The 26,886-nt window shown below is 70.7% G+C and carries 27 protein-coding genes; 21 read left to right on the top strand and 6 right to left on the bottom strand.

Translation table 11 applies throughout. From position 1 onward, the window contains the following. Positions 1 to 10 precede the first annotated feature (10 nt). The 3 genes from ACGFYN_RS19085 (at position 11) to ACGFYN_RS19075 (ending at position 2,296) form a co-directional block, all read left to right on the top strand. Positions 11 to 958 (top strand): PDR/VanB family oxidoreductase, encoded by a 948-nt coding sequence (locus tag ACGFYN_RS19085; protein WP_393866978.1) that lies wholly within the window; start codon positions 11 to 13, stop codon positions 956 to 958. Between the two features lie 77 nt (positions 959 to 1,035). Then, on the top strand, positions 1,036 to 1,260 hold the full coding sequence (locus tag ACGFYN_RS19080; RefSeq protein WP_393866977.1) for a recombinase-like helix-turn-helix domain-containing protein: 225 nt from the start codon (positions 1,036 to 1,038) through the stop codon (positions 1,258 to 1,260). 1 nt (position 1,261) lies between these two features. Then, positions 1,262 to 2,296: a Rieske 2Fe-2S domain-containing protein gene (locus ACGFYN_RS19075; RefSeq protein ID WP_393866976.1), complete on the top strand. Its 1,035-nt coding sequence runs from the start codon at positions 1,262 to 1,264 to the stop codon at positions 2,294 to 2,296. A 19-nt stretch (positions 2,297 to 2,315) separates the two neighbouring features. On the opposite strand, the gene ACGFYN_RS19070 is transcribed toward ACGFYN_RS19075, so the two are convergent. Next, positions 2,316 to 2,864, bottom strand: a complete 549-nt coding sequence (locus ACGFYN_RS19070) for a MarR family winged helix-turn-helix transcriptional regulator (protein ID WP_393866975.1) — start codon at positions 2,862 to 2,864, stop codon at positions 2,316 to 2,318. A 219-nt stretch (positions 2,865 to 3,083) separates the two neighbouring features. Between ACGFYN_RS19070 and ACGFYN_RS19065 the strand changes: the two genes are divergently transcribed. Genes ACGFYN_RS19065 through ACGFYN_RS19030 form a run of 8 tightly spaced genes read left to right on the top strand, consistent with a single transcriptional unit; the run spans position 3,084 to position 10,481 of the window. Then, complete coding sequence (locus ACGFYN_RS19065) at positions 3,084 to 4,370, top strand: flavin-containing monooxygenase (protein WP_393866974.1); 1,287 nt, start codon at positions 3,084 to 3,086, stop codon at positions 4,368 to 4,370. 10 nt (positions 4,371 to 4,380) lie between these two features. Next, entirely contained in the window at positions 4,381 to 4,851 is a 471-nt protein-coding gene (locus tag ACGFYN_RS19060) for a RidA family protein (RefSeq protein ID WP_393866973.1), read from the top strand. Then, positions 4,848 to 5,525: a DUF1028 domain-containing protein gene (locus tag ACGFYN_RS19055; RefSeq protein ID WP_393866972.1), complete on the top strand. Its 678-nt coding sequence runs from the start codon at positions 4,848 to 4,850 to the stop codon at positions 5,523 to 5,525. The genes ACGFYN_RS19060 and ACGFYN_RS19055 overlap by 4 nt, the downstream gene beginning before the upstream one ends. After that, positions 5,522 to 6,670 (top strand): M20 family metallopeptidase, encoded by a 1,149-nt coding sequence (locus ACGFYN_RS19050; RefSeq protein WP_393866971.1) that lies wholly within the window; start codon positions 5,522 to 5,524, stop codon positions 6,668 to 6,670. The genes ACGFYN_RS19055 and ACGFYN_RS19050 overlap by 4 nt, the downstream gene beginning before the upstream one ends. After that, a complete protein-coding gene (locus ACGFYN_RS19045; protein ID WP_393866970.1) occupies positions 6,667 to 8,100 on the top strand; it encodes an aspartate ammonia-lyase in 1,434 nt (477 codons plus the stop codon). The genes ACGFYN_RS19050 and ACGFYN_RS19045 overlap by 4 nt, the downstream gene beginning before the upstream one ends. A 47-nt stretch (positions 8,101 to 8,147) precedes the next feature. After that, entirely contained in the window at positions 8,148 to 8,504 is a 357-nt protein-coding gene (locus ACGFYN_RS19040; protein ID WP_393866969.1) for an MFS transporter, read from the top strand. Between the two features lie 6 nt (positions 8,505 to 8,510). Then, positions 8,511 to 9,494, top strand: a complete 984-nt coding sequence (locus tag ACGFYN_RS19035; protein WP_393866968.1) for an MFS transporter — start codon at positions 8,511 to 8,513, stop codon at positions 9,492 to 9,494. A gap of 57 nt (positions 9,495 to 9,551) precedes the next feature. Further along, positions 9,552 to 10,481: a LysR family transcriptional regulator gene (locus ACGFYN_RS19030; protein ID WP_393866967.1), complete on the top strand. Its 930-nt coding sequence runs from the start codon at positions 9,552 to 9,554 to the stop codon at positions 10,479 to 10,481. A gap of 30 nt (positions 10,482 to 10,511) precedes the next feature. On the opposite strand, the gene ACGFYN_RS19025 is transcribed toward ACGFYN_RS19030, so the two are convergent. Further along, positions 10,512 to 11,129, bottom strand: coding sequence for a TetR/AcrR family transcriptional regulator (locus tag ACGFYN_RS19025; protein ID WP_393866966.1), 618 nt, complete (start codon positions 11,127 to 11,129; stop codon positions 10,512 to 10,514). 244 nt (positions 11,130 to 11,373) lie between these two features. Here ACGFYN_RS19025 and ACGFYN_RS19020 point away from each other — a divergent pair, with 244 nt between their 5' ends. From ACGFYN_RS19020 to ACGFYN_RS18995, 6 genes are all read left to right on the top strand, one after another. Next, positions 11,374 to 12,846 (top strand): aldehyde dehydrogenase family protein, encoded by a 1,473-nt coding sequence (locus ACGFYN_RS19020; RefSeq protein ID WP_393866965.1) that lies wholly within the window; start codon positions 11,374 to 11,376, stop codon positions 12,844 to 12,846. A gap of 71 nt (positions 12,847 to 12,917) precedes the next feature. Further along, positions 12,918 to 14,270, top strand: coding sequence for an aspartate aminotransferase family protein (locus tag ACGFYN_RS19015; RefSeq protein ID WP_393866964.1), 1,353 nt, complete (start codon positions 12,918 to 12,920; stop codon positions 14,268 to 14,270). Between the two features lie 132 nt (positions 14,271 to 14,402). Next, positions 14,403 to 15,878 (top strand): APC family permease, encoded by a 1,476-nt coding sequence (locus ACGFYN_RS19010; protein WP_393866963.1) that lies wholly within the window; start codon positions 14,403 to 14,405, stop codon positions 15,876 to 15,878. Positions 15,879 to 16,000: 122 nt separating this feature from the next. Then, positions 16,001 to 17,566 carry a cellulose binding domain-containing protein gene (locus tag ACGFYN_RS19005; protein ID WP_393866962.1) on the top strand — a complete coding sequence of 522 codons (1,566 nt, stop codon included), beginning with the start codon at positions 16,001 to 16,003 and terminating at the stop codon, positions 17,564 to 17,566. 192 nt (positions 17,567 to 17,758) lie between these two features. Next, positions 17,759 to 20,401 carry an alpha-L-rhamnosidase C-terminal domain-containing protein gene (locus ACGFYN_RS19000; protein ID WP_393866961.1) on the top strand — a complete coding sequence of 881 codons (2,643 nt, stop codon included), beginning with the start codon at positions 17,759 to 17,761 and terminating at the stop codon, positions 20,399 to 20,401. A 99-nt stretch (positions 20,402 to 20,500) separates the two neighbouring features. Next, positions 20,501 to 20,707, top strand: a complete 207-nt coding sequence (locus tag ACGFYN_RS18995) for a hypothetical protein (protein ID WP_393866960.1) — start codon at positions 20,501 to 20,503, stop codon at positions 20,705 to 20,707. 8 nt (positions 20,708 to 20,715) lie between these two features. On the opposite strand, the gene ACGFYN_RS18990 is transcribed toward ACGFYN_RS18995, so the two are convergent. Both ACGFYN_RS18990 and ACGFYN_RS18985 read right to left on the bottom strand, forming a co-directional pair. Then, entirely contained in the window at positions 20,716 to 22,173 is a 1,458-nt protein-coding gene (locus ACGFYN_RS18990) for an MFS transporter (protein WP_393866959.1), read from the bottom strand. Positions 22,174 to 22,435: 262 nt separating this feature from the next. Next, a complete protein-coding gene (locus tag ACGFYN_RS18985; protein WP_393866958.1) occupies positions 22,436 to 22,882 on the bottom strand; it encodes an SRPBCC family protein in 447 nt (148 codons plus the stop codon). 127 nt (positions 22,883 to 23,009) lie between these two features. On the opposite strand from ACGFYN_RS18985, the gene ACGFYN_RS18980 reads away from it, so the two are divergent. From ACGFYN_RS18980 to ACGFYN_RS18970, 3 genes are all read left to right on the top strand, one after another. Next, the gene (locus ACGFYN_RS18980; RefSeq protein ID WP_393866957.1) at positions 23,010 to 23,408 is read left to right on the top strand and encodes a YybH family protein; all 399 of its coding nucleotides are present in this window, start codon (positions 23,010 to 23,012) and stop codon (positions 23,406 to 23,408) included. 76 nt (positions 23,409 to 23,484) lie between these two features. Beyond that, positions 23,485 to 23,700, top strand: coding sequence for a hypothetical protein (locus ACGFYN_RS18975; RefSeq protein WP_393866956.1), 216 nt, complete (start codon positions 23,485 to 23,487; stop codon positions 23,698 to 23,700). A 156-nt stretch (positions 23,701 to 23,856) separates the two neighbouring features. Then, a complete protein-coding gene (locus ACGFYN_RS18970) occupies positions 23,857 to 24,012 on the top strand; it encodes a pirin-like C-terminal cupin domain-containing protein (RefSeq protein WP_393866955.1) in 156 nt (51 codons plus the stop codon). A gap of 6 nt (positions 24,013 to 24,018) precedes the next feature. On the opposite strand, the gene ACGFYN_RS18965 is transcribed toward ACGFYN_RS18970, so the two are convergent. Next, positions 24,019 to 24,939, bottom strand: a complete 921-nt coding sequence (locus tag ACGFYN_RS18965; protein ID WP_393866954.1) for a PhzF family phenazine biosynthesis isomerase — start codon at positions 24,937 to 24,939, stop codon at positions 24,019 to 24,021. An 83-nt stretch (positions 24,940 to 25,022) separates the two neighbouring features. On the opposite strand from ACGFYN_RS18965, the gene ACGFYN_RS18960 reads away from it, so the two are divergent. Then, complete coding sequence (locus tag ACGFYN_RS18960) at positions 25,023 to 25,904, top strand: LysR family transcriptional regulator (RefSeq protein ID WP_393866953.1); 882 nt, start codon at positions 25,023 to 25,025, stop codon at positions 25,902 to 25,904. 33 nt (positions 25,905 to 25,937) lie between these two features. On the opposite strand, the gene ACGFYN_RS18955 is transcribed toward ACGFYN_RS18960, so the two are convergent. Beyond that, entirely contained in the window at positions 25,938 to 26,873 is a 936-nt protein-coding gene (locus ACGFYN_RS18955; RefSeq protein ID WP_393866952.1) for a hypothetical protein, read from the bottom strand. Positions 26,874 to 26,886 lie beyond the last annotated feature (13 nt).

Below are 26,886 nucleotides of genomic sequence, written 5' to 3'. Positions count from 1 at the left end.
GCCCACGATCATGAGCACCACCGAAGAGCAGGAGCTCGACCTCCTGGTCCACCGCATGACCTGGGAGGCGGAGGGCGTCCTCTCCGTCGAGCTGACCCACCCCGACGGCAAGCCGCTCCCGGCGTGGACGCCCGGCGCGCACCTGGACCTTCATGTCGGCGGCCACGTACGGCAGTACAGCCTGTGCGGCGAACCGGCGGACACCTGCGTGTACCGGCTCGGCATCCTCGACGAGCCGTCCTCGCGCGGCGGTTCGCGCCATGTGCACAGCAGCCTGCGGCCCGGCCACACTGTGCGGGTGGCCGGGCCGCGCAACCACTTCGCGCTGGAGCCCGCCGCCTCGTACGTCTTCATCGCCGGCGGCATCGGCATCACCCCGATCCTGGCGATGACCCGGCAGGCCCAACGCAACGGCATTCCCTACCGGTTGGTCCACGGCGGGCGCTCGCGCGCGTCGATGGCGTTCGGCGCCGAGCTCGTCGCGCTGACCGGCGGCGACGTGACCCTCGTACCGCAGGACGAACAGGGCCACATCGACCTGGCGGGCACCCTCGCCGGCCTCCCCGCCGACGCGCTGGTCTACTGCTGCGGTCCGGAGCCGCTGCTGGCCGCCGTCGAAGAGGCCGTACCCGAGGGCCGGTTGAGAATCGAGCGGTTCGCAGCCCCGGTCGTCGAGCGCAACGACGACGACAGCGCCTTCGAAGTCGAGTGCCGTACGTCAGGTGTGACCCTGGACGTCGGCGTCGGCACCTCCATCCTGGAGGCCGCCGAGAACGCCGGGCTGAACGTCAACTCCTCCTGCCGCGACGGGATCTGCGGCTCCTGCGAGACCCGTGTCCTCGCCGGCGCCCCCGACCACCGCGACTTTTTGCTCACCGAGTCCGAGCACGCGGCCGGCAAGACGATGATGATCTGCGTCTCGCGCTGCGCCTCCGGCCGTCTCGTCCTGGACCTCTGACACCCGTCCGTCTCGTCCTGGACCGCTGCACCCCCGAACGCCCTGCCCTCGACCGCAGACACCCGCCCGGAGACCTGATGCCCGAGACCTGGCCCCACCTGGACCCCCACCAGACCCGCGACCACGAGCCCACACCGTACGAGCTGAAGCTCGCGCGCACCCTTGAGGACATCTTCACCAACGACGGCCACGCGCCGGCCGACGTGATCGACGGCCTCAACTCCCGTCAGCTGCACACGCCCACGGGCGAACCCTGGACCGAGGAGTCCTTCCGCGCCGAGATGCACCGCCTGGGAGCCTGACATGACGCTTTCCACCCACGACACCGCCGAGCACATCTACGCCAACGGCCTGCGCAACCAGTGGCACCCCGTCGTGCCGTCCCACTTCGTCGAACCGGGCGGCATGCGCAAGGTGACCGCCCTCGGCGAGAACTGGCTGCTCTTCCGCAGGTCCGACGGCGGGCTCTCGATGCTGGCCGACCGCTGCCCGCACCGCGGCGCCCCGCTCTCGCTCGGCAAACACCTCGGCGACCGGGTCGCCTGCTGGTACCACGGCGTCGAGGTCGACGGCACCGGCAAGGTCACCTCCGTGCCCGGCCTGCCCGGCTGCAACCTCGAGGGCAAGACCCTCGTCACCTCGCTGCCCGTGCGCGAGGTCGGCGGCGCGATCCTCGCCTACTTCGGCGACGAGGAGCACCCCGAGCCGGTCGAACTCACCGTCCCCGACCCGCTGGCCGACGACGACGTCGACGCCTTCCTCTGCTACGCCGAGTGGAACGTGCCCTGGCGGTTCGCCATGGAGAACCTGCTCGACCCGATGCACGGCGCGTTCCTGCACAGCGAGTCCCACACGATGTTCGCCGGCGACACGACGGCGAAGTTCCGTATCCGGGAGACCGACCGCGGTTTCTTCTTCGAGAAGACCGACCAGCGCGGCGTCAACTTCGACTGGGTCGAGCTGTGCCGCACGGGCGTCGACTGGGTCGACCTGTCGATCCCGTACCCGCCGTCCGCCGGACCCGGCGGCCCCTTCGGCATCGTCGGCATGGCCTGCCCGGTGGACGCCGGGCGCACCGGCGTCTTCTTCTGGCGCTACCGCAAGGTGCAGGACTGGCAGCGCGACACCTGGCGCTTCCTCTACAAGACCCTCATCGAGGCCCGCCACTGGGAGGTCCTGGAGCAGGACCGGATCATGCTCGAAGCCATGCCGCAGGACGCCGACCAGCGCGAGAACCTCTACCAGCACGACCTGGGCATCGTCCGGCTGCGCCGTCTCCACCAGGCGCAGGCCAAGCAGCAGTCGAAGGCGCAGCCGGCCGTCGGCGCCACCGGATGAGGCCGCTGCCGCGTCCGGGTCAGTTGGGCCCCGGACCGGCCTCCACGGCCTCGTCGGACTCCACGATCGAACGCTCCAACTTGGAGAGCAGACCTGCCAGTTGACGCCGCTCGGCGGGCGAGAGCCCGCCGAGCATCCGGCGTTCGTTCTCCAGGTGGGCGGCGAACACCTCGTCCACCTTCTCCAGACCGGCGTCGGTCAGCCGTGAGTACACGACCCGCCGGTCCTCGGCGTCCCGCTCCCGCACGAGCAGGCCGTCCTTCTCCAGCCGGTCCAGGCGCAGGGTCACTCCCGCCGACGAGATCAGCCCGGACGCGGCGAGCTGCCCGGCGGTCAGCCGGTACGGCGCGCCGGCCCGGCGCAGCGCCGTGAGCACGTCGAACCCGGCGACGGACAGCCCCTGCGCGTCGAGCTGCGACGTCATCCGCGACTGGTAGTGCAGATACGAGCGGTGCAGCCGGGCCAGTACCTCGAGCGGTGAGGTGTCGAGCTCGGGCCTCTCGCGCGCCCAGTCGTCGACGATCCCCGAAACGGCGTCCGGCCGCTTCGCCGCCTTGCGCTGCGCCATGTCATCCCCTCGCGGCATGTATCTGGTGTTGAAATCTTAGCCCTAAAGGAAAGCGCGCCTTGGTCCGCCGCGAGCCGCCGCCGACCCTGCATCTGCAAATCAGATCACCTGCAGCGAAAACATCTGTTGGACAGAATTAACGGCCCGCCCCAGGATTTCTCACGCGGCAGCCCGGTCGATGCGACACCGGGATCGACTGCCGCCTGAGTGGAGGGCGAAATGCCGAGTGAAGAGACTGAAGTAGTCGTCGTCGGGGCGGGCCAGGCCGGCGTGGCGATGAGCGAGCACCTGGGCGCCCAGGGCATACCGCACATCGTCCTGGAACGGCACCGCATCGCCGAGCGATGGCGCTCGGAGCGGTGGGACTCCCTGGTCGCGAACGGCCCCGCGTGGCACGACCGCTTCCCCGGGCTGGAGTTCCCCGACACCGCCCCCGACGCCTTCGCCTCGAAGGAGGAGATCGCCGACTACTTCGTCGCGTACGCCGAGAAGATCGGCGCCCCGGTCCGGTGCGGTGTCGAGGTGACCTCGGTGCGCAGGCACACCCACCGGCCCGGCTTCCGGGTCGAGACGACGGAGGGCGCCATCGACGCACGGTTCGTCGTGGCGGCGACCGGCCCGTTCCAGCGGCCCGTGATCCCGCCCGTCGTCCCGGACGGCGCCGTCCCCGTGCAGATCCACTCCAGCGGGTACCGCAACCCGGACCAACTGCCCGAGGGCGCGGTCCTCGTGGTCGGCGCCGGCTCCTCGGGGGTGCAGATCGCCGACGAGTTGCGCAGGTCCGGCCGTCGGGTCCTCCTCTCCGTCGGACCCCACGACCGTCCGCCTCGCGAGTACCGCGGACGTGACTTCTGCTGGTGGCTCGGGGTGCTCGGACTCTGGGACCTTCAGACGCCTCCCCAGGGCGCCGAACACGTCACCATCGCGGTCAGCGGCGCCCGCGGCGGCCACACCGTGGACTTTCGCGCCCTGGCCGCCGACGGCATCGAACTCGCCGGCATGACGGCGTCGTACGAGGACGGCGTCCTGCGCTTCGCACCGGATCTCGCCTCGAACATCGCGCTCGGCGACGCCAAGTACCTCGCGCTGCTGCAGGCGGCGGACGCGTACGTCGAGCGCAATGGGCTCGACTTCCCCGAGGAGCCGGAGGCCCACGTCCTCGGGCCGGACCCGGAATGCGTGACCGACCCCCTCCTTGAGCTCGACCTGGCCGCGGCCGGGGTCACCTCGATCGTCTGGGCGACCGGCTTCGCGACCGACTACTCGTGGCTGGACGTCGACGCGTTCGGTGAGCAGGGCCGGCCGGACCAGCGACGCGGCGTCTCCTCGGAGCCCGGCCTCTACTTCCTGGGCCTGCCCTGGCTGTCCCGGCGCGGTTCGAGCTTCATCTGGGGTGTCTGGCACGACGCCCGCTACGTCGCCGACCACATCACGATCCAGCGGGGCTACTTCGCCCACGGCAGCACCGACCGGCCCGGCGTGACGCCGGCGGCCGGCAACAAATGAGGAGCAGACGATGACCTCCCCGAGCGAGGGCCGCCAGGCGACGGCCCCGATCGTCGCCGGCGGGCACACCCGGATCCGGCCGTTCAACACCCGTGACACCTATCCCGAGCAGAGCCTCGACAACGACCTGTGCCAGGCCGTCCTGGCCGGCGACACCGTCTACGTCCGCGGCCAGATCGGCCAGGACCTCGACACCAGCGAGTCGGTGGGCATCGGAGACGCCGGGGCCCAGGCCGAGCAGGCGATGGCCAACATCAAGATGCTGCTCGAAGAGGCCGGCAGCCGCATGGAGCACCTGGTCAAACTGACGATCTATCTGGTCGACCCGCGCTACCGCGAGGCGGTGTACCGCACGGTGGGCCGCTGGACCAAGGGCGTGCACCCCATCTCCACCGGCCTGGTCGTGTCCGCCCTCGCCCGCCCGGAGTGGCTGTGCGAGATCGACGCGGTCGCGGTGATCCCCCGGGAGGCGCGGTCGTGACGTTCTCCCTCGTGGTCCGTGACGGCGGGCGGTTCGGTCTCGTGGTCAGCTCGTCGAGCCCCGCGGTCGCCGCACGGTGCGCACACCTGCGCCCCGGCGTCGGCGCCGCCGCCTCGCAGAACATCACCGACCCCAGCCTCGGCACGAAGTTGCTCGACCGGCTCGCCGAACACGGCGACGCCCAGCGTGCGTTGGCCGACACCGTCGGTGCGCCCGACACCAAGGAGACCGTCGGGTACCGGCAGTTGACCGTCCTCGGCCCCACCGGTCCCGGCTTCGCCTTCAGCGGTGCGCAGACGCTCGGCACGCACGCCTCGGCCACCGCGGACGGCGCGGTCGCGGCGGGCAACATGCTGGCCGGCACGCACATCCCCGACGTACTCCTCGACACATACCTGAAGACCGCCGGGGAGCTGGAGGAGCGCCTGCTCGCCGCCCTGCGCGCCGCGATCGCGGCCGGTGGCGAGGAAGGGCCCGTGCGCTCCGCAGGACTCGCGGTCGTCGCTGACGTCGGCTGGCGGGTGACCGACCTGCGCGTGGACTGGGCCGACGATCCCGTCGAGTGCCTGGCCGGCCTCCTCGCCGTATGGCTGCCGCAGCGGGACGACTACGTGCGGCGCGGTCTCGATCCGGCGTCCGCGCCCTCCTACGGCGTTCCGGGCGATCAGCGATGACGGCACTGAAGGCGGCGGCCCGGCGCGTGGTCGACCGGCACGCAGACGGTCTGGTCGCCCTCTCCGAACGGCTGCACGCCGACCCGGAGACGGCCTGGGAGGAACACCGTGCCGCCGCTGCCGTACCGGAGTTGCTCGACCGCGCCGGATTCGACGTCACCTCGTCCTACCTTGGTCTGGAGACGGCGTTCCGCGCCCGGTTCGGCAGCGGGCCCACGCGGATCGCGCTGTGCGCCGAGTACGACGCGCTGCCGGGGCTCGGCCATGCCTGCGGGCACAACCTCATCGCGGCGAGCTCGGTCGGCGCCGCCCTCGGGCTGGCAGCCGTCGCCGACGACGCGGGTGTCACCGTCGAGGTCTACGGCACCCCCGCCGAGGAGGGCGGCGGCGGCAAGATCGAGATGCTGGACCGGGGCGCCTTCGCCGGAGTGGACCTGGCCATGATGGTCCACCCCGCGCCGGTCGACGTGGCCGAGGCCCGGCCCTTCGCGGTCAGCCACTCCAAAGTCTCCTACGCCGGGAAGTCCGCGCACGCCGCCGCCTACCCCGAGGCGGGGATCAACGCGGCCGACGCCTTCACGGTGGCCCAGGTCGCCGTCGGGCTGCTCCGCCAGCAACTGCCGGACTCGGCGCGGGTGCACGGCGTCGTGACCCACGCGGGAGACGCACCCAACGCGATCCCCGAGCGCGCGACCGGACGCTGGTACGTGCGGGCGGAGACGCGCGCCGAACTGGCGGAGCTGGAACCCCGTGTGATGCGGGCCTTCGAGGCGGGTGCCCTCGCCACCGGATGCGACTTGGAGATCGTGGCGGAGAGCAAGCCGTACGCGGAATTCCGCGCGGACGAGACCGCCTTGGGCCACTACCGTGCCAACGCCCTGGCTCTGGGACGTGAGTTCGCGCCGCCCGGCCAGGCCGCGCGGATGAACCGGGCGTCCACCGACATGGGCAACGTCTCGCAGGTCGTTCCGGCCATCCACCCGTACATCGGCATCGGTTCGCTGCCCGCCACGAACCACCAGCACGAGTTCGCGGCGTTCTGCGTGGGCGGACAGGCCCAACGGGCCCTGCTCGACGCAGCGATCGCGCTGGCATGGACCGGTGTGGACCGCGGTACGGCGACGTGCGGGGGAGGCGCGGCGTGAGCACGAGCACGAGTACACCGCCTGCCTCCGGTGCCTGCCGCACGGAGCACGACATGCTCGGCGACGTCGCCGTACCGGCGGCGGCCTACTACGGGGCGCACACCGCCCGGGCGGTGGTGAACTTCCCCCTCACCGGCGAGACCGTCGCGGCCCGGCCCCATCTGATCGGCGCGCTGGCGGCGGTGAAACACGCCGCGGCACTGGCGAACGCCGAACTCGGCGCCCTGGACGAGCCCCTCGCGCGGGCGATCACCGACGCGTGCACGGAGATCCGCGACGGGGCACTGCGCGAGCAGTTCGTCGTCGACCTCATCCAGGGCGGCGCCGGCACGTCGACCAACATGAACGCCAACGAGGTGATCGCCAACCGCGCCCTGGAGCTGATCGGGCGCGGCCGGGGAGAGTACTCCGTCCTGCATCCCCTCGACCACGTCAACCTCGGCCAGAGCACCAACGACGTCTACCCGTCCGCGGTGAAGCTGGCGCTGGACGCGCACATCGCCCAACTGCTGGGCGCCATGACGGCCTTGCGACAGGCCTTCACGGACAAGGCGGCCGAGTTCGCCGACGTACTGAAGATGGGCCGCACGCAGTTGCAGGACGCGGTGCCCATGGCGCTGGGCCAGGAGTTCGGGGCGTTCGCCGCCACGCTCGCCGAGGACGAGCAACGCCTCGCGGAAGCACGGCTGTTGCTGCACGAGCTGAACCTCGGCGGCACGGCGATCGGCACCGGACTGAACGCCCGCCCGGGCTACCGGCAGCGCGCGATGGAGCACCTGCGCCGGTTGACGGGTATCCCGACCCTTGTCTCCTCACCGGACCTCATCGAGGCCACCCAGGACGTCGGGGTGTTCGTGCAGCTGTCCGGTGTCCTCAAGCGCGTCGCGGTCAAGCTCTCGAAGATCTGCAACGATCTGCGTCTGCTGTCGTCGGGACCGCAGGCGGGATTCGGGGAGATCAACCTGCCCGCGCGTCAGGCGGGTTCGTCCATCATGCCGGGCAAGGTCAATCCGGTGATCCCCGAGGCGGTCAACCAGATCGCGTTCGAGGTCATCGGCCACGACGTGACCGTCACCCTCGCCGCCGAGGGCGGACAGCTCCAGCTCAACGCCTTCGAACCGATCATCTACCGGAGTCTGAGCACCGGCCTTGACCACCTCGCCGCAGGGATCGCGGTTCTCACCGAGCACTGTGTGCGCGGCATCACCGCCAATCGGCACCGCCTCGCGGAGACGGTCGCCGCCTCCACAGGTCTGGTGACCGCGCTCAGCCCCGCGCTCGGCCACGAGACGGCGTGCGCCATCGCGCTCGAGGCCCACCACACCGGCAGACCGGCCCTCGACCTGGTCCGCGAGCGCGAGCTGCTGACCGAGGCGCAACTGCGCGTGCTCACCAGTCCCGCATCCCTGACCGGCCGCGCCGCGCCCTGAGGGGAAAGCCACCGGCACCTTCCACCCGCCCGTCCAAGGAGGCACGTATGCCCACCTCTCCCATCGACGTCACCACCGAGGACAGGGTGACCACCGACGTCGTAGCCCTGCGCAGAAGCGTTGCCGCAGGCGCCGTCGGCGTGTTCGTGCACTGGTTCGACTGGGCCGCTTACGCCTACCTCGCCGGCACGGTCGCGACCGTGTTCTTCCCCTCCGAGGACAGCACCACCGGACTGCTCGCGGTCTTCGGCGTGTTCGCCGTGTCGTTCGGGATCAGGCCCGTCGGCGCCATGGTGTTCGGCCCGCTCGGCGACCGGATCGGCCGCAAGCGGACCCTGTCGCTGGTCATCTTCATGATGTCCGGCGCGACCCTGACCATCGGCCTGCTGCCCGGCTACGCCTAGATCGGAGTGGCCGCCCCGGTGCTCCTGGTGGTCCTGCGCCTCGTCCAGGGGTTCGCCGCCGGCGGCGAGTTCGGCAGCGCGGCCAGCTTCCTCGCCGAGAGCGCGCCGCGCCGCCGACGCGGGTTCGGTGTCAGCTGGCTGGAGGTCGGCTCCCTGCTGGGCTTCCTCGCCGGCTCGTTCGTCTTCCTGCTGCTGTCGACCGGGCTCGACGACGGGCAGCTGACGTCCTGGGGCTGGCGCGTCCCCTTCCTCGTCGCGGCACCCCTGGGCGTCATCGGCTTCATCATCCGCAACAAGATCGAGGACACTCCCGAGTACCGGGCCCTCGAAGCGAGCGACGCCCTCCCGCGCAGACCCGTACGGGAGCTGTTCCGGACCAACAAGAAGCAGATGTTCCAGGCGGCGGGCCTGATGACCGCCATGCACGTGCCCTTCTACACGGTGCTCACCTACCTGGTCACCTACGAGACCGACGACCTGGGGCACTCCGCCGACACGGCCGCCCTGCTGTCCACGGTGATCTCCCTGCTGGGACTGGTGCTGGTCCCGGTGTTCGGCGCGCTGTCCGATCGCGTGGGCCGCAAGCCCGTCTTCGTCGGCGCCACGGCCGCGCTGTTCGTCCTGTCCACTCCCGCCTTCCTCCTCATGCGGACCGGCCTCGCCGGCACCTGGATCGCCGGGCTGCTGCTCGGCGTGATCCTGGCGGCGATCCTCGGCACGTACGCGGTCTGGTCGGCGGAGATCTTCCCCACCCGCACCCGGCAGAGCGGCCTGTCCATCGCCTACAACCTCACCGCGGCCCTGTTCGCCGGCACGGTGCCGTATCTGATGACCGTGCTCATCTCCGCGACCGGCAGCACCCCGGTCCCCGGCCCGTATCTGATGCTGGTCGCCGCCGGCGGACTCGTCGCCGCCCTGTCCCTGCGGGAGACGGCCGGCTCCACCCTGCTGCGCCCCGAGGACGTGTCCGAGGCGACGCCCGAGCAGTGACACCGGCCGCCGCATAAGGTCGGGCACGGACAGGATCATCAGCGGCAAGGGCCAGATATGACGTCACCGGTGGGCTTCACCTTCGTACAGCTCCGCTACTTCCTCGTGGCCGCCGAGTGCGGGTCGATGACGGCGGCGTCGGCCCGGCTGCACATCGCGCAGTCCGCGGTGTCCTCGGCGGTTCACAACCTGGAGCGGGATCTGCGGGTGCAGCTGTTCATCCGCCGGCGGGGCCGCGGGCTGGTCCTCACCCCGGCGGGGGAGCGGCTCCAGTACCAGGCGCGTGAACTGCTCGCCCGTGCACGCGAGGTGGAGGGCGAGGCACGCGGTAGCGGGGAGACCCTCTCCGGCCCGGTGACCGTCGGATGCTTCATCACCCTGGCCCCGTACTACCTCCCGGCCCTGTTCAGCGAGTGCACGGAGCGCTACCCGGGCATCGAGATCGACGTCGTCGAGGCCGAGACCGAGCAGCTGCTCCAGACGCTGCGCGCGGGCCGCATCGACTTCGCCCTCACCTACGACTTCGGTCTCTCCGCCGACCAGGAACTGGGCGGGGAGACGATCGCGCGCTTCCCGGCGTACGTCATCGTCCCGGCCGGACACCCGCTGGCGGGCCGGGACGGCGTGGAGTTGGCCGAACTGGCCGCCGAACCCCTGGTGCTGCTCGACCTGCCCTACAGCCGTGACTACTTCCGCGCCCTGGTTGCGGACACCGGCACCGCACCCGACGTGCGCTACCGCACGCAGAGCTACGAGACCGTCCGGTCCATGGTGGCCAGAGGACTCGGCTACTCGGTTCTGAACCAGCGGCCGGCCACCAGCCAGACCTACGGCGGCGGCGACGTGGTCGAGCTGCAACTCAGGGACGCCCGGCCGCCGTTGGAACTCACCCTTGCCACCGTGGAGGGCGTCACGCAGACCGCCCGTGCCCGGGCGGTCATGGACGTTCTGCGGGAGATCGCGGCCAGGCGCAGCGCGACGGACTGAACGGGCCGGTGCCAACTGCCCGGCGCTCTCCTACAGTTCGGCGCACCCCGTCACCGCGCGCGCATGTGCCGTGATCAGCTGACGGATCCGCTCGGGCCGCAGGGCCGCGTTGTGGCTGATGATGTGCAGCCCGTAACCGTCCTCCAGCGCGACCAGTCCGTGCGCCAGATCCTGCGCAGTGCCGGCGAGCGTGAACACACCGGTGGCCGCGCCGACTTCGAGTGCTGTCGCGTACAGGGCGACCTCCCTGGCGAACAGTGAGGTCATCAGCTCGGCGTGGCCCGGGCTGCGGCCCGCGCGCCGGTGCAGTTCGTACAGCAGGCCATGGACGGCGTCGTCCGGGTCGCCCGGCAGGCCGCTGTCCAGCAGGGCCCGTAGCCGCGCGGCGGCATCCTGCGAAGGTGCCTCGTCGTAGGCCTGCTGCCGTGCGGAGAGGTAGCCCTCGACCGCGCCCCGGTGCACCTCCAGCACCAGGCCGTCGAGGTCCGGGTAGTAGTACAGCACCGAGCCCTGCGAGACGCCCGCCGCGTCCGCGATGTCCTTGATGCGCAGGCCCTCAAGGCCCCGTTCCGCGATGGCCCGGCCCGCGGCGGAGACGAGGGCCTCCCTGCGTGCCGTCTGGTTGCGTGGTCTGCCGACGTTGCCCATGGCGGTTAATTCTCTGTCACCGACACCAGATTCTGCAAGAAGTTTCCGCCAGGAGCATTGACGGGTGGTTCACCAATTGTTTGAATCTGAGTTCAAAGAAGTCGATGGGCGGCGCCGGTCGCAGGACCGCTCCACCCGTACGGCGCCCGCCGCGTCGAGGCGGCGCCCCCGCAACGGCCCAGGCCCCCGAGATCCGAGCGGGCACCGGCCCGCCACGTCCCACGACGCGATCGAAGGCCACAGCATGAAGACCTACGCCCACTGGCGGCAGCGCGCCGCCGACCTCGTGCCCCGCACCCGCCTGTTCATCGGCGGAAGGTGGCACGACCCCGCCGACGACCAGTGGTTTCCGACCGTCAACCCCGCGACGGGCAAGACGACCGCCCATGTCGCGGCGGGCTCGCCCGCCGACGTCGACCGGGCCGTGGCGGCGGCCCGCGCCTCCTTCGAGGACGGCCGCTGGTCGCGTACCGCACCCGCCGAGCGCAAGCGGGTCCTGCTGGCGCTCGCCCGCCTCATCGAGGAGCACGGCGAGGAGCTCGCCCTGTGCGACACCCTCGACATGGGCAAGCCCATCGCGGAAGCCCACGGCACGGACGTGCCCGGCGCGGCCGGCGTGTTCGCCTGGTACGCGGAGGCCGTCGACAAGCTCTACGACGAGATCGCACCGGCACCACCCGGCAACCTGGCCCTGGTGCGCCGCGTCCCGCTGGGTGTGGTCGGCGCGGTGGTTCCATGGAACTTCCCGCTCGACATCGCCAGTTGGAAGCTGGCGCCCGCGCTGACCGCCGGCAACAGCGTGGTCCTCAAGCCGGCCGAGCAGTCACCGCTGTCCGCGCTGCTGCTGGCCGAACTCGCCGCCGAGGCCGGTCTCCCGGACGGCGTGCTGAACGTCGTTCCCGGCCCGGGGGAGACGACCGGGCGCGCTCTTGGGCTGCACCCGGACGTGGACACCCTGGTCTTCACCGGGTCCACCGCGGTCGCCCGGCGCTTCCTCGCCTACTCGGCGGAGTCGAACATGAAGCAGGTCTGGCCCGAGGCCGGCGGCAAGAGCCCCAACGTGGTCTTCGCCGACGCCGACCTGGAGGCCGCCGCGGAGCGCGCCGCCTGGGGCTTCGCCTACAACTCCGGGCAGGTGTGCTCGTCCAACACCCGGCTCCTCGTGGAGGCCTCCGTCGCCGAGGAGTTCACCGCCAACGTCGCCGAGCACGCCCGCGCCTGGCTGCCCGGCGACCCGCTCGACCCCGCGACCCGTCTCGGACCGCTGGTCGACGAAGTGCAGGCCGAGCGCATCCTCGAGGCACTGCGAACGTCGGGCGGCACCCTCGTGTGCGGCGGCACGCGCCCCGACCGGGACGGCGCCTACGTCGACCCGGCGGTCGTCACCGGCCTGGCGCCGGACTCCCCGCTCGTTCGGGAGGAACTGTTCGGCCCCGTGCTGACGGTGCTGCCCTTCCGCGACGAGGCCGAGGCCGTCCGCCTGGCCAACGACTCCGCCTACGGCCTGGCCGCCTCCGTGTGGACCCGGGACGTGAGCCGGGCACATCGCGTCGCCGACGCGCTGCACGCCGGCACGGTGTCGGTCAACACGGTCGACGCGCTCAGCCCGTTCACGCCCTTCGGCGGCTTCAAGCAGTCCGGCCACGGCCGCGACCTCTCCCTGCACTCCTTCGACAAGTACACCGGTCTGAAGACGACCTGGCTCGCCTACGGCTGAACAGCCGCGTGATCAGGCCCATTTCATACCTCGCACCCGCATCCGGCACCGACCCAAAGGACGCAGCACCCATGACCCTCGACGCCGCGGACCTCGCCCGCCTGGACCGAGCCCACATCATCCACCCCTATCTGCCGGGCAGCGCCACCGAGCGCGTCGTGATGACGGAGGGCTCCGGCTGCCGCCTCACCGACTCCGAGGGGCGCGGCTACCTCGACGCCACCGGCGGCCTCTGGCTCGCCCAGGTCGGCCACGGCCGCACCGACCTGGCCGGCATCGCCCACGAGCAGATGAAGAAGCTGGAGTACTTCACCAGCTTCTGGGAGTTCTCCAACGACCGCGCCATCGAACTCGCCGCCCGCCTGGCCGAGTTGGCCCCCGCCCCGCTGAACCACGTGTACTTCACTTCCGGGGGCTCCGAGGGCAACGAGGCGGCCATCAAGATGGCCCGCTACTACCACCACCGCCGCGGCGAGAGCGGCCGGACCTGGATCCTGGCCCGCAGCAAGGCCTACCACGGCATCGGCTACGGCGGCGGCTCGGCCACCGGCTTCCCCCTCTACCACGAGGGCTTCGCCCCGATGATGCCGCACGTCTCCCACCTCACCCCGCCGTGGCCGTACCGGACCGAGCTCTACGGCGGTCAGGACCCGACCGACTTCCTCATCAGCGAACTGGAGGGGCGCATCGCGGAGATCGGCCCGGAGAACATCGCCGCGATGATCGGCGAGCCCATCATGGGCGTCGGCGGCATGCTCGTCCCGCCGGTCGACTACTGGCCGCGAGTGCGCGAAGTCCTCGACCGCCACGGCATCCTGCTGATCTTCGACGAGGTGGTCACCGCCTACGGCCGCGTCGGCGAGTGGTTCGCCGCCCAGTACTTCGGCGTCACGCCGGACATCATCGTCACCGCCAAGGGCATCACCTCCGGGTACGTGCCGCTCGGCGCCCTCCTGGTGGGCGACCACGTGGCGGAGGTCCTCCTGCGCGACCACGGCTTCCCCATGGGCTACACCTACAACGGCCACCCCGTGGCCACCGCGGTCGCCCTCGCCAACCTCGACATCATCGAAAAGGAGGGCCTGCTCGCCCGCGCGACCGGCCTGGGCGCCTTCCTCCACGCCGAACTGGACGCCCAGCTGGGCGACTTGGCGATCGTGGGCGAGATCCGCTCCGTCGGCATGATGCTCGCCGTCGAACTGGTCCAGGACCGCGCCACCCGTACGCCCCTGCCCCTGAACCCCGACCGGATGCCGCACGACGTCATCCGCCGCGAGACGGGCGTGATCGTGCGCGACTCCGCGCACAGCCTGGTGCTTTCCCCGCCGCTGATCATGACCGAGACCGAGGCCAAGGAAGCGGCCTTGGCCCTGCGCGGCGTCCTGGAGCGCACCGAACCCACCGGTGAGATCCGCACCGCCTGACACCTCCCGCGGGGAGGCCCGGCCCCCGGCCCATCGGGCCTCCCCGCCCAGCACCACCCGACACGGCCCCACACCGTCACCGCGCCCACACGCGCCTTCCGCAGTCCCCTCTCCCTGCCCTAGGAACTGCCCGTGTCCTTCGACCTCTCCTCCACAGAGTCGCGCGCACCGCACGCCACGACCTCCCTGCAGCGCAGCCTGAAGCGCTTCGACATCACCGCCATGGCCATCGCCGCGGTCATCTCCTTCGACACCATCGGCCAGATCGCCACCGGCGGCGGCGAGGCCGCCACCTGGACCGCGGTCATCGCCGTGTTCTTCCTGATCCCCTACGCCCTGCTGTTCGCCGAGACCGGCGCCGCGTTCCCGCAGGAGGGCGGCCCGTACGTCTGGGTCAAACTCGCCTTCGGCCGCCCGGCCGCCGCGCTGACGACCCTGCTGTACTGGGTCACCAACCCCATCTGGCTCGGCGGTTCACTGGTCTTCCTCGCCGCCGAGACCTGGGACGGCTTCGTCTTCCACCTCGGTTCGGGCACCGTCGCCGACTACACGTTCAAGCTCCTGTTCGTCTGGGTCGCCATCCTCACCGCCGTCGTCAGCCTGCGCCGCGGCAAGTGGATCACCACGGCGGGCGCGGCGACGAAGGTCTTCGCCCTCGCGCTGTTCACGCTGACCGCGGTGGTCTACGGCATCGAGCACGGCTTCCAGGGGCTGACCGACACCCGCTTCACCCCGACGACGGCCGGTTTCCTCGCGCTCGTCCCGATCCTGCTGTTCGCCTACGTCGGCTTCGAGGCCCCGAACGCGGCGGGGGAGGAGATGCACAACCCCCAACGCGACGTCCCCGCCGCCCTCGGACGCTCCGCCTCCGTCGCCGCCTGCTGCTACCTGCTTCCCGTCCTCGCGCTCCTGGCCGTCGTACCCGCCCACCAAGTCACCGGAATCGGCGGCTTCATGGAAGGTGCCCGCCTCGTCTTCGGGGTCTACGGCGGCGCCTCGGGCGCGGTGCTGACCCTCACCGCCGTCCTGTTCGTCTTCGCCCTTCTCACCCAGGGCAGCGCCTGGATGATCGTCAGCGACCGTATGCAGGCCATGGCCGCGGCCGACGGAGGCTTCTTCACCCGCGCCCTCGGCGCGTTCCACCCGCGACTCGGCACCCCGGTGCGCACGAACCTGCTCTCGGGCGCGGTGGCCACGGTGTTCATGCTCGCGGCCATGCAACTGGCCCACGGTGACGCCGGTGCCGTGTTCGCGGTGGTCCTCACCGTGGCGGTCACCACCCTGCTGCTGTCCTACCTGGTGGTCATCCCCGCGCTGGTCGTGCTCCGGCTGCGCAGGCCCGAGGTGCCGCGCCCCTACAGCGTCCCCTTCGGCCTTCGCGGCTTCATGACCTGCGCGGTCCTCGCCTACGCCTGGATCCTCATCGGCTCCTGGTGCGCGCTCTTCCCCGGAGTGCTCGAAGGGCTCTTCGGCATCGACTACGACTTCCGCGACGTCTGGGGCGTCTCCCGCACCTCGTTCGAGGCGTTCACGCTCGGCACCGTCGCCGCACTGCTGCTCGTCGGGCTCATCGGCATCAAGGTGGCCCGACGTCGTGAAATGAGCTGACACCGCTGTGGGGCTTGACGGCCGGCCCCGAAGCTCAGTATGTACATGCCAGAGGATTGGTATGGACCAACTCTGCCGCTTCACGCGCCGACCGGCGCCCCACCCCCCAGTGGAGGCAGTACATGCGAAGACCGTCCGCACTTCTCGCCCTGTTCGCCGGGCTGCTTCTGCTGGTCATGGCCCCACCCGCCTCGGCCGCGGGCGCACCGACCGCCGCATTCGCCAAGACGTCGACGTGGGACGGTGGTTACCAGGGCGCCTACACCATCACGAATGCCGGCAGCACCTCGCTGTCGAGCTGGAGTGTCGAGTTCGACCTGCCCTCGGGCACCACGGTCGGCTCGTACTGGGACGCGCTGCTCACCCGGAACGGCAGCCACTACACCTTCAAGAACCGTGAGTACAACGGCACGTTGGCGCCGGGCGCGTCCGCCTCCTTCGGCTGGGTCTCCAGCGGCACCGGCACGCCCACCGGCTGCAAGCTCGACGGCGGTTCCTGCGCGGGTGGTTCGAGCACCGACACCACACCGCCCAGCACTCCGGCGGGAGTGGCCGTAGGCTCCGCGAGCAGCTCCTCCCTGACCGTGCGCTGGAACGCCTCGACCGACGACTCGGGCTCCGTCGCCGGGTACGAGATCTCGCGTGACGGCGCTGCGCCCGTCACCGTGACCGGCACCTCGTACACGGCCAACGGGCTGGCGGCCAGTACGAGTTACTCGTTCCGTGTGCGGGCCCGCGACGCCGCGGGCAACGTGTCCGCGTACTCCGCCGCCGTCGGTGGCACGACCTCCGCCGGCGGCCAGCAGCAGAGCGGGGGCCTGGCCACCGCGCCGTACATCGACATGGGGGCGTGGCCCACGCCGAGCATGCCGGACATGTCCTCGGCGAGCGGGGTGAAGAACTACACGATGGCCTTCATCACCGCCTCCGGCTGCAAGGCGATGTGGTTCAACGCCTATGACCCGCGCGACGGTTGGGCCAAGGACCAGATCGACGCCATCCGGGCGGCCGGTGGAGACGTCAAGGTCTCCTTCGGCGGGGCCAGCGGCATCGAACTGGCCCAGGCGTGCAGTTCGGTGGACGCGCTCTACGCCGAGTACAACGCGGTCGTGAACGCCTACGGCCTGAAGTACGTCGACTTCGACATCGAGGGCGCGGCCTCCGCCGACCCGACCTCGGTCGCCCGCCGCTCCCAGGCGCTGGCGCGTCTGCAGCAGGCCCACCCCGGGCTGCGGATCTCCCTGACGCTGCCGGTGCTCCCGGAGGGGCTGACCTCGGACGGCCTGAACGTGGTGCAGTCGGCGCGCGACGCCGGGGTCGACCTCGACGTGGTGAACGTGATGGCCATGGACTACTACCGCAGTGTCGACTACGGCGACGCGGCCGTCCAGGCGGCGCAGAGCACCTTCACCCAGCTGAAGTCGCTGTACCCCGGCAGGACCGACACCCAGGTCTGGGCGATGGTCGGCGTCACGCCGATGCTCGGCCAGAACGACGACGGCCACGTCTACGACCAGTCCGACGCCCGCCAGTTGGTCTCCTTCGCCCAGGGTAAGCATCTGGGCGAACTCGCCTTCTGGGAGGCGACCCGGGACCGCAACGCCTGCAACGGCGCGCTGTACCAGTGCACCAACGTCCCGCAGTCTCCCTACGAGTTCGCGAAGATCTTCGCGGCCTACACCGGCTGATCGACGCGAGGATTCCGGTCGGCCGGACGCGACTCGACACGTCGCCGTCCGGCCGGCCGGACGGCGAAACCGTGGGTGAGGGGCGCGCCGCAAGGCGTGCGCGGGACCTGTACGGGGTCCGGCTCTTGGGATAACGTCGCCCTGCCCCAGCGTATTGAAACGTTTCAACTCGCCATCGAGGGACGGGATGCCATGACATCGAACAGCACATCGCAAAGCGCCGCACAGCCTGGTCCCCGCCGCCGCACGGTCATCGCGGCCGGCGCCGGAGCAGTGGCCCTGACCGTCGGACCGGCGGGCATGGCCCCGGTGGCCGCCGCCTCGACCTCCGGCGCCGCGACGGCCGCGACACCCGAGCCGCCGCGCATCGGCACCGGCTGGCAGCGCTACGTCCAGGGCCCCGCATCCCGCACCGTGCGCCCCGAGCGCGTGCTCGGCTCGACCGGCGACGTACGCGACCCGGAGGCTCTGCTGAAGCCCGGCGGCGCGAGAACGGTGCTGCGCCGCCCGCAGCCGACTCCCGCACCGCGCTGGCCGCAAGGCACCACGGCCGAAGCGTCCACGTCGCACGCGGGCAACAACGGCAACGACGGGCGTCCGCGCACCTACGACGCCGTCAACGCCATCGACAGCGACCCCGACACCTTCTGGAACGACGACACGATCGCCGCCTTCCCGGACGTCCTGACCGTCACCATGGCCGAGGCCCGGCAGATGTCCGGGATCACGGTGGTCTCCAACAGCGACGGAGTGCCGACCGCCTTCACCGTCGACGTATGGACCGACAACGCCTGGAAGACCGCCGCCACGATCTCCGATAACGATGTCATCCAGCGAGCGGTGCCCTTCCCGACGCCGGTGTCGACGAACAAGGTGCGCGTCACGGTGACCGCCGTCCAGGACACCCCGCACGGGGCGTTCACCCGCATCAACGAGGTATGGCCCGAGCCGGTGGAAGCGGTGTCGCCGCCCAGCGTCACGGTCGACTTCGGCAAGGTCGTCGTAGGGTATCCGCGCATCCGCTTCACCTCGGCCTCCGGCAACTCGCCGGGCGTGCGCCTGGCGTTCTCCGAGACACGCCAATTCCTCAGCGAACGCTCCGACTTCACGCGCTCCGACCAGTCCGGGGGCGCGGGCCAGGGAACCGACCAGTTCGCCGTCCCGGCCCAGGGCGCGGACTGGACCGACCACAAAGGCTTCCAGACGGACGGCAAGGTCTACGCCGACGGCCTGCACGGCTTCCGATACCTGCGCGTCACCCTCGACGCCCTGGCCTCCGACGCCCCGGCGGCCCAGCCCTGGGGCACGGTCGAAATCGACTCCGTCAGCCTGGACTTCACCGCCTACGTGGGAACGCCCGGCACCTACCGTGGCTGGTTCCTCTGCTCGGACGACGACCTCAACCGGTACTGGTACGGCGCCGCCTACACCAACGAACTCGTCACCGACACCTTCCGCCAGGACGACGTGGACCCGCGCAACGCCTGGACCGCCTCGCTGGAGGGCAAGCTCGTCCTGCACGACGGCGCCAAGCGCGACCGCGACCCCTACGTCGGTGATCTGGCCGTATCCGCAAGGACGTTGTACCTCACCCACGACGACACGGCGGCCGCCGCCCGCAACGTGCTCGCCGACCTCGCCGACCACCAGCGCGCCGACGGCTGGATACCTCCGGCCTCCATCTCCTCCTACACGCTCCCGTTGTTCGACTATCCGCTGTGGTGGGTCACCTGCAGCTGGGACTACGTGCTCTACACCGGCGACCGGACCTACGCGACGCGCTACTACCCGAATCTGCTGAAGGTGCTGGACACCTGGTACCCGAGCGTCACCGACGAGGCCGGTCTGCTCAGCAAGGGCCTCAACAACACCGGCGGATACGGCGATTACGCCTTCCTGGGCCGGACCGGAAGGATCACCTACTACAACGCCCTGTACGTCCAGGCGCTCAAGGACGCCGCTCGGCTCGCCCGCCTGCTGGGGCACGGCGGGGATGCGGCGCGCTGGTCGCAGCGGGCCGAGACGGTCACGGCGGCGATCAACACGCACCTGTGGGACGTCGCGGCGGGTGCCTACCTCGACTCGGCCTCCGGTGCGGTGCGGCATGCGCAGGACGGGAACGCCCTGGCCATCACCGCGGGCATCGCGGACGCCGGCCGGTCGGGATCGGCCCTCGCCCATCTCGACGCCACGACCCGACGCCCGTACGGCAACGCGTTCATGGACAACGACACCATCTTCGGCGGCGCCTCCCAGCGCGTGTACGCCTTCACGTCGTACCCCGAGATCGTGGCCCGCTTCACTGCCGGGCGCACGGATTCCGCGCTCGACCAGATCCGGCGCACCTACGGCTGGATGGACAGCCACGACCCCGGCATCACCAACTGGGAAGGCATCGGCCCCGATGGATCTCTCTACGAGGACGCCTACACCAGCATGGCGCACGGCTGGTCCACGGGAGTCCTGCCGGCGCTGACTCACGAACTCCTGGGCGCCAGGCCCACGTCACCGGGTTACGCCACGTGGGAGGTGCGGCCGAACCCCGGAGACATCGCCTGGGCTCAGGGCCAACTGCCCACCCCGCATGGCGCGTTGCGCGTGTTCTGGCAGAACTCGGGGAGCACCTTCCACCTCGACGTCGACGTTCCGAGGGGGACGCGGGCGACGGTCGCCCTGCCGGGGGACGGGCGTCGCCTGACGGTGCGGTCGCGCGGGCGCGTGCTGTGGGACGGGCGGCATGCGACCGCCGGCAAGGCCGGCATCGTCGACGGACGCGTGACGATCCCGGACCTGGCACCGGGCACGTACACCTTCACCGCCCGACGGGAAGGCTGACCGCCGACAGGACATCGACCCCTACGCGACGCCGGTGGCATTTTTCGAGACGAAACGGGCACTCGGTGGTCAGTGGCGTCGCGAAGGGGATGATTCGTAGTGATCGTCATAGCGGTCTTGATACTGCCCGTGCTGGGTGCGGTCCTGCTTCTGATGGACCGGGTCGAGGACTGGATGAGCGGAGCCCCCACCGTCCCCCCGCACGCGGGCGAGCGCCGCCATCTGAGCCTGATCCCCGGCGAGGCGTCCGAGGTGCGCGGGGGGCGGACGACGGCGTCGACCGAGAGCCGGAAGCACGCGGCCTGACCGCGCACTCAGACCTTCTGCCGAGTCGAGCGGTACAACTCCTCGGAAGTCGAGAGCAGGTCCCGCTGTTCCTCCGCGGAGCCCACCATCGGCTGGGAACCGTGGAGAGGCACCTGGGCGCTCTCCGGCAGGAACTTCACCGTGATCAGCCCGATGACACCGGCCAGCATCAGGTAGTACGCAGGCATCAGATCGTCGCCCGTGACGCTGACCAGCGCCGCTGTGACCAGCGGCGTGGTGCCGCCGAAAGCGGCCACGGCGATGTTGAAGCCGATGCCCATCGCGGCGTAGCGCACGGCCGTGGGAAAGAGCGCGGGCAGCGTGGCGGCGCTCGGCGCGGCGAAGAAGGCCAGCAGCGTCGACAGGATCAGTACGCCGAAGACCGGCGGCCAGGTCCCGTGCATCTTGATGAGCTGGAAGGACGGGATGGCCAGGACGATCATCGCCGCCGCCGAGACCGCGTAGACGGGACGCCGGCCGATGTGGTCGCTGAGGCGGCCGATGAAGGTGATCAGCAGCACGATCCACACCATGCCGATGAGCACCAGCACGTCGGCGGAGGAGCTGGACCGGTTCAGCGTCTCGGTCTGATACGTGGGCAGATAGCCGGTGACCATGTAGTTGGTGACGTTGTACAGGAGCACCAGCCCCATGCAGATGAGCAGGCCGGGCCAGTGGTTCTTCACGATGGTCTTGAGCTCGCTGCCGGCCGACGACTGCGCGAGGCTCTTCTCGTGCTCGTCGAGCTGCTGCTGGAAGGCGGGCGACTCCTCCAGCTTCAGCCGCATGTACAGACCGATGGCGCCCAGCGGCCCGGCGATCAGGAAGGGGATCCGCCAGCCCCAGGCGAGCATCTGGTCGTCGCTCAGCGCCAGGTTCAGGACGGTGACCAGGGCGGAGCCGAGCGCGTAGCCGACGAACGTACCGAAGTCCAGCCAGCTGGAGAGGAAGCCGCGGCGGCGGTCGGGGGAGTACTCGGCCACGAAGGTGGTGGCGCCGCCGTACTCCCCACCGGTGGAGAAGCCCTGGACCATACGGGCGAGCAGCAGCAGGATCGGCGCGGCGATGCCGATGGCCGAGTAGCTGGGGATCAGGCCGATCTCGAAGGTGCCGATCGCCATCATGATCATGGTGGTGGCGAGCACCTTCTGCCGGCCGAGCCGGTCACCGAGCGGCCCGAACACCAATCCGCCCAGCGGGCGTACGACGAAGGCGGCGGCGAACGTGGCGAAGGAGGAGATGACCTGCGCGGCGGGGGAGGCTCCGGGGAAGAAGACCTTGCCGATCGTGGCGGCGAGGTAGCTGTAGACGCCGAAGTCGAACCATTCCATGCAGTTGCCGAGCGCGGAGGCGCCGACGGCGCGCCGCAGCAGCGGCGGCTCGACGATCTGGACGTCCTCCTTGCGCAGCGCGCGCTTGCTGCGCCGGAGTCTGCGGGTCAGCTCTTCGCGGACCTGCCGTGGCATGTGCGCCACGCCTTTTTGCAGCTGCTCCCCGCCACGAGAGCCGTCCCGAGGATTTTTGGGGCTCGCACTCACCAGGCACGCCACCTTGCTCGATCGTTCGTGTTGCAGCGGTTTCCGTCGTCCGCATCGCACGGAAGGCGGGCTTCCGATGCGTGACGACACGGCTGCCCGGATGAGCGCCGTTCACGCCTGCAACAGCCCGAACGGGCTGTTGCACCTCGTCTGCATCATGATCACGACCGGGCGGGCGCGCCAATGATCCTCAGGAAGCCTCCACCGCCGCCTTGATCCGCTGCCCGAACGCGGGCGCGTCCTTGCGTGCCGCACTCAGCGCGAAGCCGACCAGCAGTTTTCCGATGCCGTGGCCTTCGAGGACATTGAAAATCCGCACCTTGGTCGTGCCCGGGCCGGTGGATTCGAGGTCGTAGCCGCCCTCGTTCGCCGTCACGACGTTCTTGGAGACCTCCGCCCAGCGGATTTTGCCAGGGGCCTCCAATTCGGTGATCCGGAACTGCCGGCCGGTCTTCATGCCGGCGTCCTTGACCGTGCTGGTGAAGACCGTGCCGACCGCCGTCGGCCCCTCCGGGGTCTTCGCGATGGCCTGGACCCGCGGGCTGAACTTGGGGTCGTTCGTCCCCTCGGAGAGGAACGCGAAGACGTCCTCGATGGGGCGGTTGATCTCGGCAGTCGCCTCGAATTGACCGGCCACGATTCCTCCTGTGCCGTGAGCGCTGGAAATCCGGCTGAGTGCAAGCTGATGGGCCGAGCACCGACAGCGTATCCGCGCATCCTCACTTGCGCTGCGCCGAACGGCGAGCCCGGCGCATGATGAAGGCATGACCGACCGCGACGGTTTCCTGGAGTGGGTCAGGACCGCCCTGTACGAGGCGGAGGTCGCGCTGCACAACGGCGACGCGGCCCCGCGCCGGGCGCTCTGGTCGCGCGACGAGCCGGTGAGCGTCCTGGGGGCGTGGCGCACTGCCCACGGTCAGCAGCAACTCGACCAGCTCTTCACCCATCTCGCCAAGGGCTTCTCCGACTGCACCTCGTACGTGTTCGAACTCCAGGCGTGTGACGTCTCGGGAGACATGGCCTACACGGCGGGCCTCGAGCACACCTCCGTCTCGGTCGACGGAGAGCCGCGTACGTACACGTTGCGGGCCACCCAGGTGTACCGCCATGAGGACGGCGAGTGGAGGGTGGCCCACCGCCATGGCGACACAGTCACCGAATAGTGCCGGGTGGCCGGCCCCGCGAGCTTCAGCCATGCTGGCGCGGGGCGGCACTCTTTCATGCGACAAGGAGCACCGTATGCCGACGGACGCGGTCGAACGATTCCTGGCGGCCCTGGACCCGGAGCACCGGGAGACCGTCGGTGCCAGATCGCACGAGGAGCAGGAACGCCTCGCGGCGGCCTGGGAGGAGGAGCTGGCGTCGGACGACGAGCTCGACACCCTCGACGAGCTGTCGCCGCCGGCGGCGGAGGCCGAGGCGGCCCGCCGCGTCCTGGGGCACGGAGGCCACTGAAACAGCTCGTGTCGGCGGCAGCCCCCGGCACCGACCTGGGCCCACCGCCGGTGGGGATCAGGCCTTGCCCTTGCTGACCACCCACTTGCCCTGGACCCAGTTGCCGACAACCACGCTGCGACTGGGGGCCGTCGACCCGGAGCGCCCCCCCGCGTCATGGTCTACAGCGGCACACCCCTGCGCGAACCCGTCGCCCTGGGCGGCCCGTTCGTGATGAACAGCGGGGAGGAGATCGCCACGGCCTTCACCGAGTTCCACGCCGGCGCCTTCGGCCAGGTGCCTCGGACGGCCCGGCTCGCGTACGACCGCTGACTCATCTCATACGTCGGCGACGGAGGATTCCACGTCGCCGATCGGCACGGCCCGTCCCGTGACCCGCGTGCGGTCGTCCTGCGGGTCGACGTCGATCAGCAGGACGCTCGGGCGGCCCATGTCCTCCCCTTGGCGGATCGTGATCCTGGCCGGGGAGGTGACGAGGTCCAGCGTGCGGAGGTATCCGCCGAAGGCCGCGGCCGCCGCCCCGGTCGCCGGATCCTCCACGACGCCGCCGACGGGGAACGGGTCCCGGGCGTGGAAACGCTCCGGCGACTCCCGCCACACCAGGTGGACGGTGGTCCAGCCGTGCCGCCGCATCACCTCGGCAAGGCCGTCGAAGTCGTAGTCCAGCTTCGCCAGTCGGGCTCGGGAGGCGGCGGCCAGCACCAGGTGGTCGTTGCCGCCGAACGCCACGTGCGACGGGAGTTCGGGGTCCAGGTCGCCGGGGGCCCAGCCCAAAGCCGTGAGCGCCGCGTCCAGTTCGGTGTCCGAGGCAGGGCGTGAACGGGTGGGCACGCTCGTGAGCGTGGCCAGCACCGTGCCTTCGTCGTCCATCCTGGTGGCCACGGGGATCTCGCCGGCGGGCGTGTCGAGGACGAGCTCGCCGGGGCCGAACCGTTCGGCGAGGGCGACAGCGAGGGCTACGGTCGCGTGCCCGCAGAAGGCCACCTCGGCGAGCGGGCTGAAGTAGCGCACCTGGAACCGGCGCGCCTCCTCGTCCCCGCCGGTGACGAAGGCCGTCTCCGAGTAACCGACCTCGCCGGCGACGGCGAGCATCGCGGCATCGTCGAGCCGGGAGGCGTCGAGCACGACTCCGGCCGGGTTGCCGCCCGCCGGGTCGCGGGTGAAGGCCGAGTAGCGCAGGGTCTGCGGGACCGGCTCGGGGTGGTTCACGGGGCTTGTTCCGCTCGCGTCGGTGGTCATGGCTCCACGCTGCCACCCTCCTGCGATTCAGTCCAACGATGGATACTGATCCGATCCATCGATGAATCGCATAGGCTGGACTCGTGGACACCCGCCTGCTGCACACCTTCGCGACCCTCGCGCGTACCGGCAGCTTCACGGCCGCTGCCGCCGAGCTGCACCTGGCCCAGTCCACGGTCACCGTCCATATCCGTTCCCTGGAGCGGGAGTTGGGCACCCGGCTCTTCGACCGCCTGCCGACGGGGGCGCTGCTCACCGAGTCCGGCAGACGGCTGCTGGAGAGGGCCGAGGACGTCCTCGACGCAGTGGCACGACTGAAGGCCGACGGCGACGGGGCTCCTGGGGGACGGGTGGTCGTAGGCGCTCCCGAGTCGCTGTGCTCCGGCCGGCTGCCGGCCGTGATCGCAGCGCTGCGCACCAGTCACCCCGAGGTGGACGTCGGTCTCTACGCGACCGGAACGGCGGGATGTGTCGAGGGCCTGCGGTCCGGACGACTCGACCTGGCACTGCTCCTGGAGGAGGAAGCCGACTTCCCCGATGTGACGACCGAGCCGATCGCCCGCGAGCCCCTCGCACTCGTCTGCGCTCCCCGCCACCCGCTGGCCGAGCGAACTCACGCGGCGCACTGGGCGGAACTCGTCGCGGAGGACTTCTTCCTGCTGGAACAGGGCTGTTCCTACAGCGATGAGCTGGAGCGGCGATTGCTCGCCGTGCCCGGCGCCCGGCCCCGGCTGACCCGGTTCGGGAGCGTGGACGCGGCGCGTTCCTGCGTCTCCGCCGGACTGGGACTGGCCTTGCTGCCCCTCACGTCCGTGCAGGAGCACCTGCGCCAGGGGCAGTTGGTCCGGGTGAACGGCCCCGGATTCGCCGACGTCCCGGTGCGCCTGGCCCGGCACCGCAGACGATGGACGGCACCGGCCGCCCAGGCGTTCGCCCAGGCGCTGGTGGAGCACTCCTCGCGCTAGGGACTGTCTCAACAGGCCCTGGTATCCAGTCGCTCAATCGTCCGCGATCCACCGCTGGTTGGCGGTCGCCTCGCGTGCGACGCGGCGCCACTGGGGTTCACCTCCGAGCAACGGCCAGGCCCAGGTGGGCCGTTGCTCCGTGTGCAGTGCCTGGAGGCGGCGGGCGAGGTCCGGTCCCGCGAACGCGGCGCCGTCGGGGACGTGGCCGCCGTGTACGGTGCGGAGCTCGGCGAAGCGTGCCAGTTCGGCCTCGTAGAGCCGTACCGCCTGCTCCGTGCCCGCGGTCACCTCGTCGCTCGGCGCTGTGCGGTGCAGATGCAGCAGCGGGGGTGCGGTCGACTCGGCGATCGCGGCGGCGAGCCGCGCGTGACCGTCGAGGATCAGATGGCAGTCCAGGCCGCTGACCCACCACAGCAGGACGGGCGGGAGCGTTCCGTCACGGGCCTGCTTGCGGTACGCCTTGACCCGGCCGTCCTCCGCGTCGGGCATCGCGCGCAGCGGGAGGATCTCCCAGGAGCCGGAGTGGACGAACCAGTCGATGTATCCGTCCGGGTGGCCTTCCACGAGCATGGAGCCCCAGTACTCGGCCTGTGGCCTGCGGCCGTGGTTCCAGTGCAGGAGTGGGCTGTCCGGTGAGAGCAGCCAACGGCCGTCGTGCAGAGGGCTGTCAGGTGCGTCGAGCAGACGCCGCGCGAAGCGGTGTGCCCAGCGATCCGGACTGCCGGCCAGAGCCCGAGCCGTGTCGGTCCGCAACGGCGGGACGACCGAGCGGTAGGCGTCCGTGCGCCAGAACTCCACACCGCAGTAGTCCTGTTCGACGGCGGCCAGGAGGACGGGCAGCGACTGCTGTGCGAGCAGCAGCCGCCGCCCCGTACTGAACAGGCACAGCCCCGGCCGGCGGCGCGACTCGACCTCTAGGGACAACGCCGTCCATGTGCCGTCGTCCTGGGTGATGTCCGTGCGTCTCATGCCGAGACCTTAG

The sequence above is a fragment of the Streptomyces sp. NPDC048419 genome (genome assembly GCF_043200415.1).
Lineage (GTDB): Bacteria > Actinomycetota > Actinomycetes > Streptomycetales > Streptomycetaceae > Streptomyces.
This window is presented reverse-complemented; position numbering and strand designations above follow the sequence as displayed.

Bases quoted from the DNA above. Each gene is read 5' to 3' on its own strand.
- ACGFYN_RS19040 (WP_393866969.1), top strand. From the start codon at position 8,148: ATGCCCACCTCTCCCATCGACGTCACCACCGAGGACAGGGTGACCACC.
- ACGFYN_RS19075 (WP_393866976.1), top strand. From the start codon at position 1,262: ATGACGCTTTCCACCCACGACACCGCCGAGCACATCTACGCCAACGGC.
- ACGFYN_RS18980 (WP_393866957.1), top strand. From the start codon at position 23,010: ATGACCGACCGCGACGGTTTCCTGGAGTGGGTCAGGACCGCCCTGTAC.
- ACGFYN_RS18975 (WP_393866956.1), top strand. From the start codon at position 23,485: ATGCCGACGGACGCGGTCGAACGATTCCTGGCGGCCCTGGACCCGGAG.
- ACGFYN_RS19005 (WP_393866962.1), top strand. From the start codon at position 16,001: ATGCGAAGACCGTCCGCACTTCTCGCCCTGTTCGCCGGGCTGCTTCTG.
- ACGFYN_RS18955 (WP_393866952.1), bottom strand. From the start codon at position 26,873: ATGAGACGCACGGACATCACCCAGGACGACGGCACATGGACGGCGTTG.
- ACGFYN_RS19060 (WP_393866973.1), top strand. From the start codon at position 4,381: ATGACCTCCCCGAGCGAGGGCCGCCAGGCGACGGCCCCGATCGTCGCC.
- ACGFYN_RS19000 (WP_393866961.1), top strand. From the start codon at position 17,759: ATGACATCGAACAGCACATCGCAAAGCGCCGCACAGCCTGGTCCCCGC.
- ACGFYN_RS19065 (WP_393866974.1), top strand. From the start codon at position 3,084: ATGCCGAGTGAAGAGACTGAAGTAGTCGTCGTCGGGGCGGGCCAGGCC.
- ACGFYN_RS19070 (WP_393866975.1), bottom strand. From the start codon at position 2,864: ATGGCGCAGCGCAAGGCGGCGAAGCGGCCGGACGCCGTTTCGGGGATC.
- ACGFYN_RS19030 (WP_393866967.1), top strand. From the start codon at position 9,552: ATGACGTCACCGGTGGGCTTCACCTTCGTACAGCTCCGCTACTTCCTC.
- ACGFYN_RS19085 (WP_393866978.1), top strand. From the start codon at position 11: ATGAGCACCACCGAAGAGCAGGAGCTCGACCTCCTGGTCCACCGCATG.
- ACGFYN_RS19015 (WP_393866964.1), top strand. From the start codon at position 12,918: ATGACCCTCGACGCCGCGGACCTCGCCCGCCTGGACCGAGCCCACATC.
- ACGFYN_RS18965 (WP_393866954.1), bottom strand. From the start codon at position 24,939: ATGACCACCGACGCGAGCGGAACAAGCCCCGTGAACCACCCCGAGCCG.
- ACGFYN_RS19025 (WP_393866966.1), bottom strand. From the start codon at position 11,129: ATGGGCAACGTCGGCAGACCACGCAACCAGACGGCACGCAGGGAGGCC.
- ACGFYN_RS18970 (WP_393866955.1), top strand. From the start codon at position 23,857: ATGGTCTACAGCGGCACACCCCTGCGCGAACCCGTCGCCCTGGGCGGC.
- ACGFYN_RS19080 (WP_393866977.1), top strand. From the start codon at position 1,036: ATGCCCGAGACCTGGCCCCACCTGGACCCCCACCAGACCCGCGACCAC.
- ACGFYN_RS19050 (WP_393866971.1), top strand. From the start codon at position 5,522: ATGACGGCACTGAAGGCGGCGGCCCGGCGCGTGGTCGACCGGCACGCA.
- ACGFYN_RS18990 (WP_393866959.1), bottom strand. From the start codon at position 22,173: ATGCCACGGCAGGTCCGCGAAGAGCTGACCCGCAGACTCCGGCGCAGC.
- ACGFYN_RS19020 (WP_393866965.1), top strand. From the start codon at position 11,374: ATGAAGACCTACGCCCACTGGCGGCAGCGCGCCGCCGACCTCGTGCCC.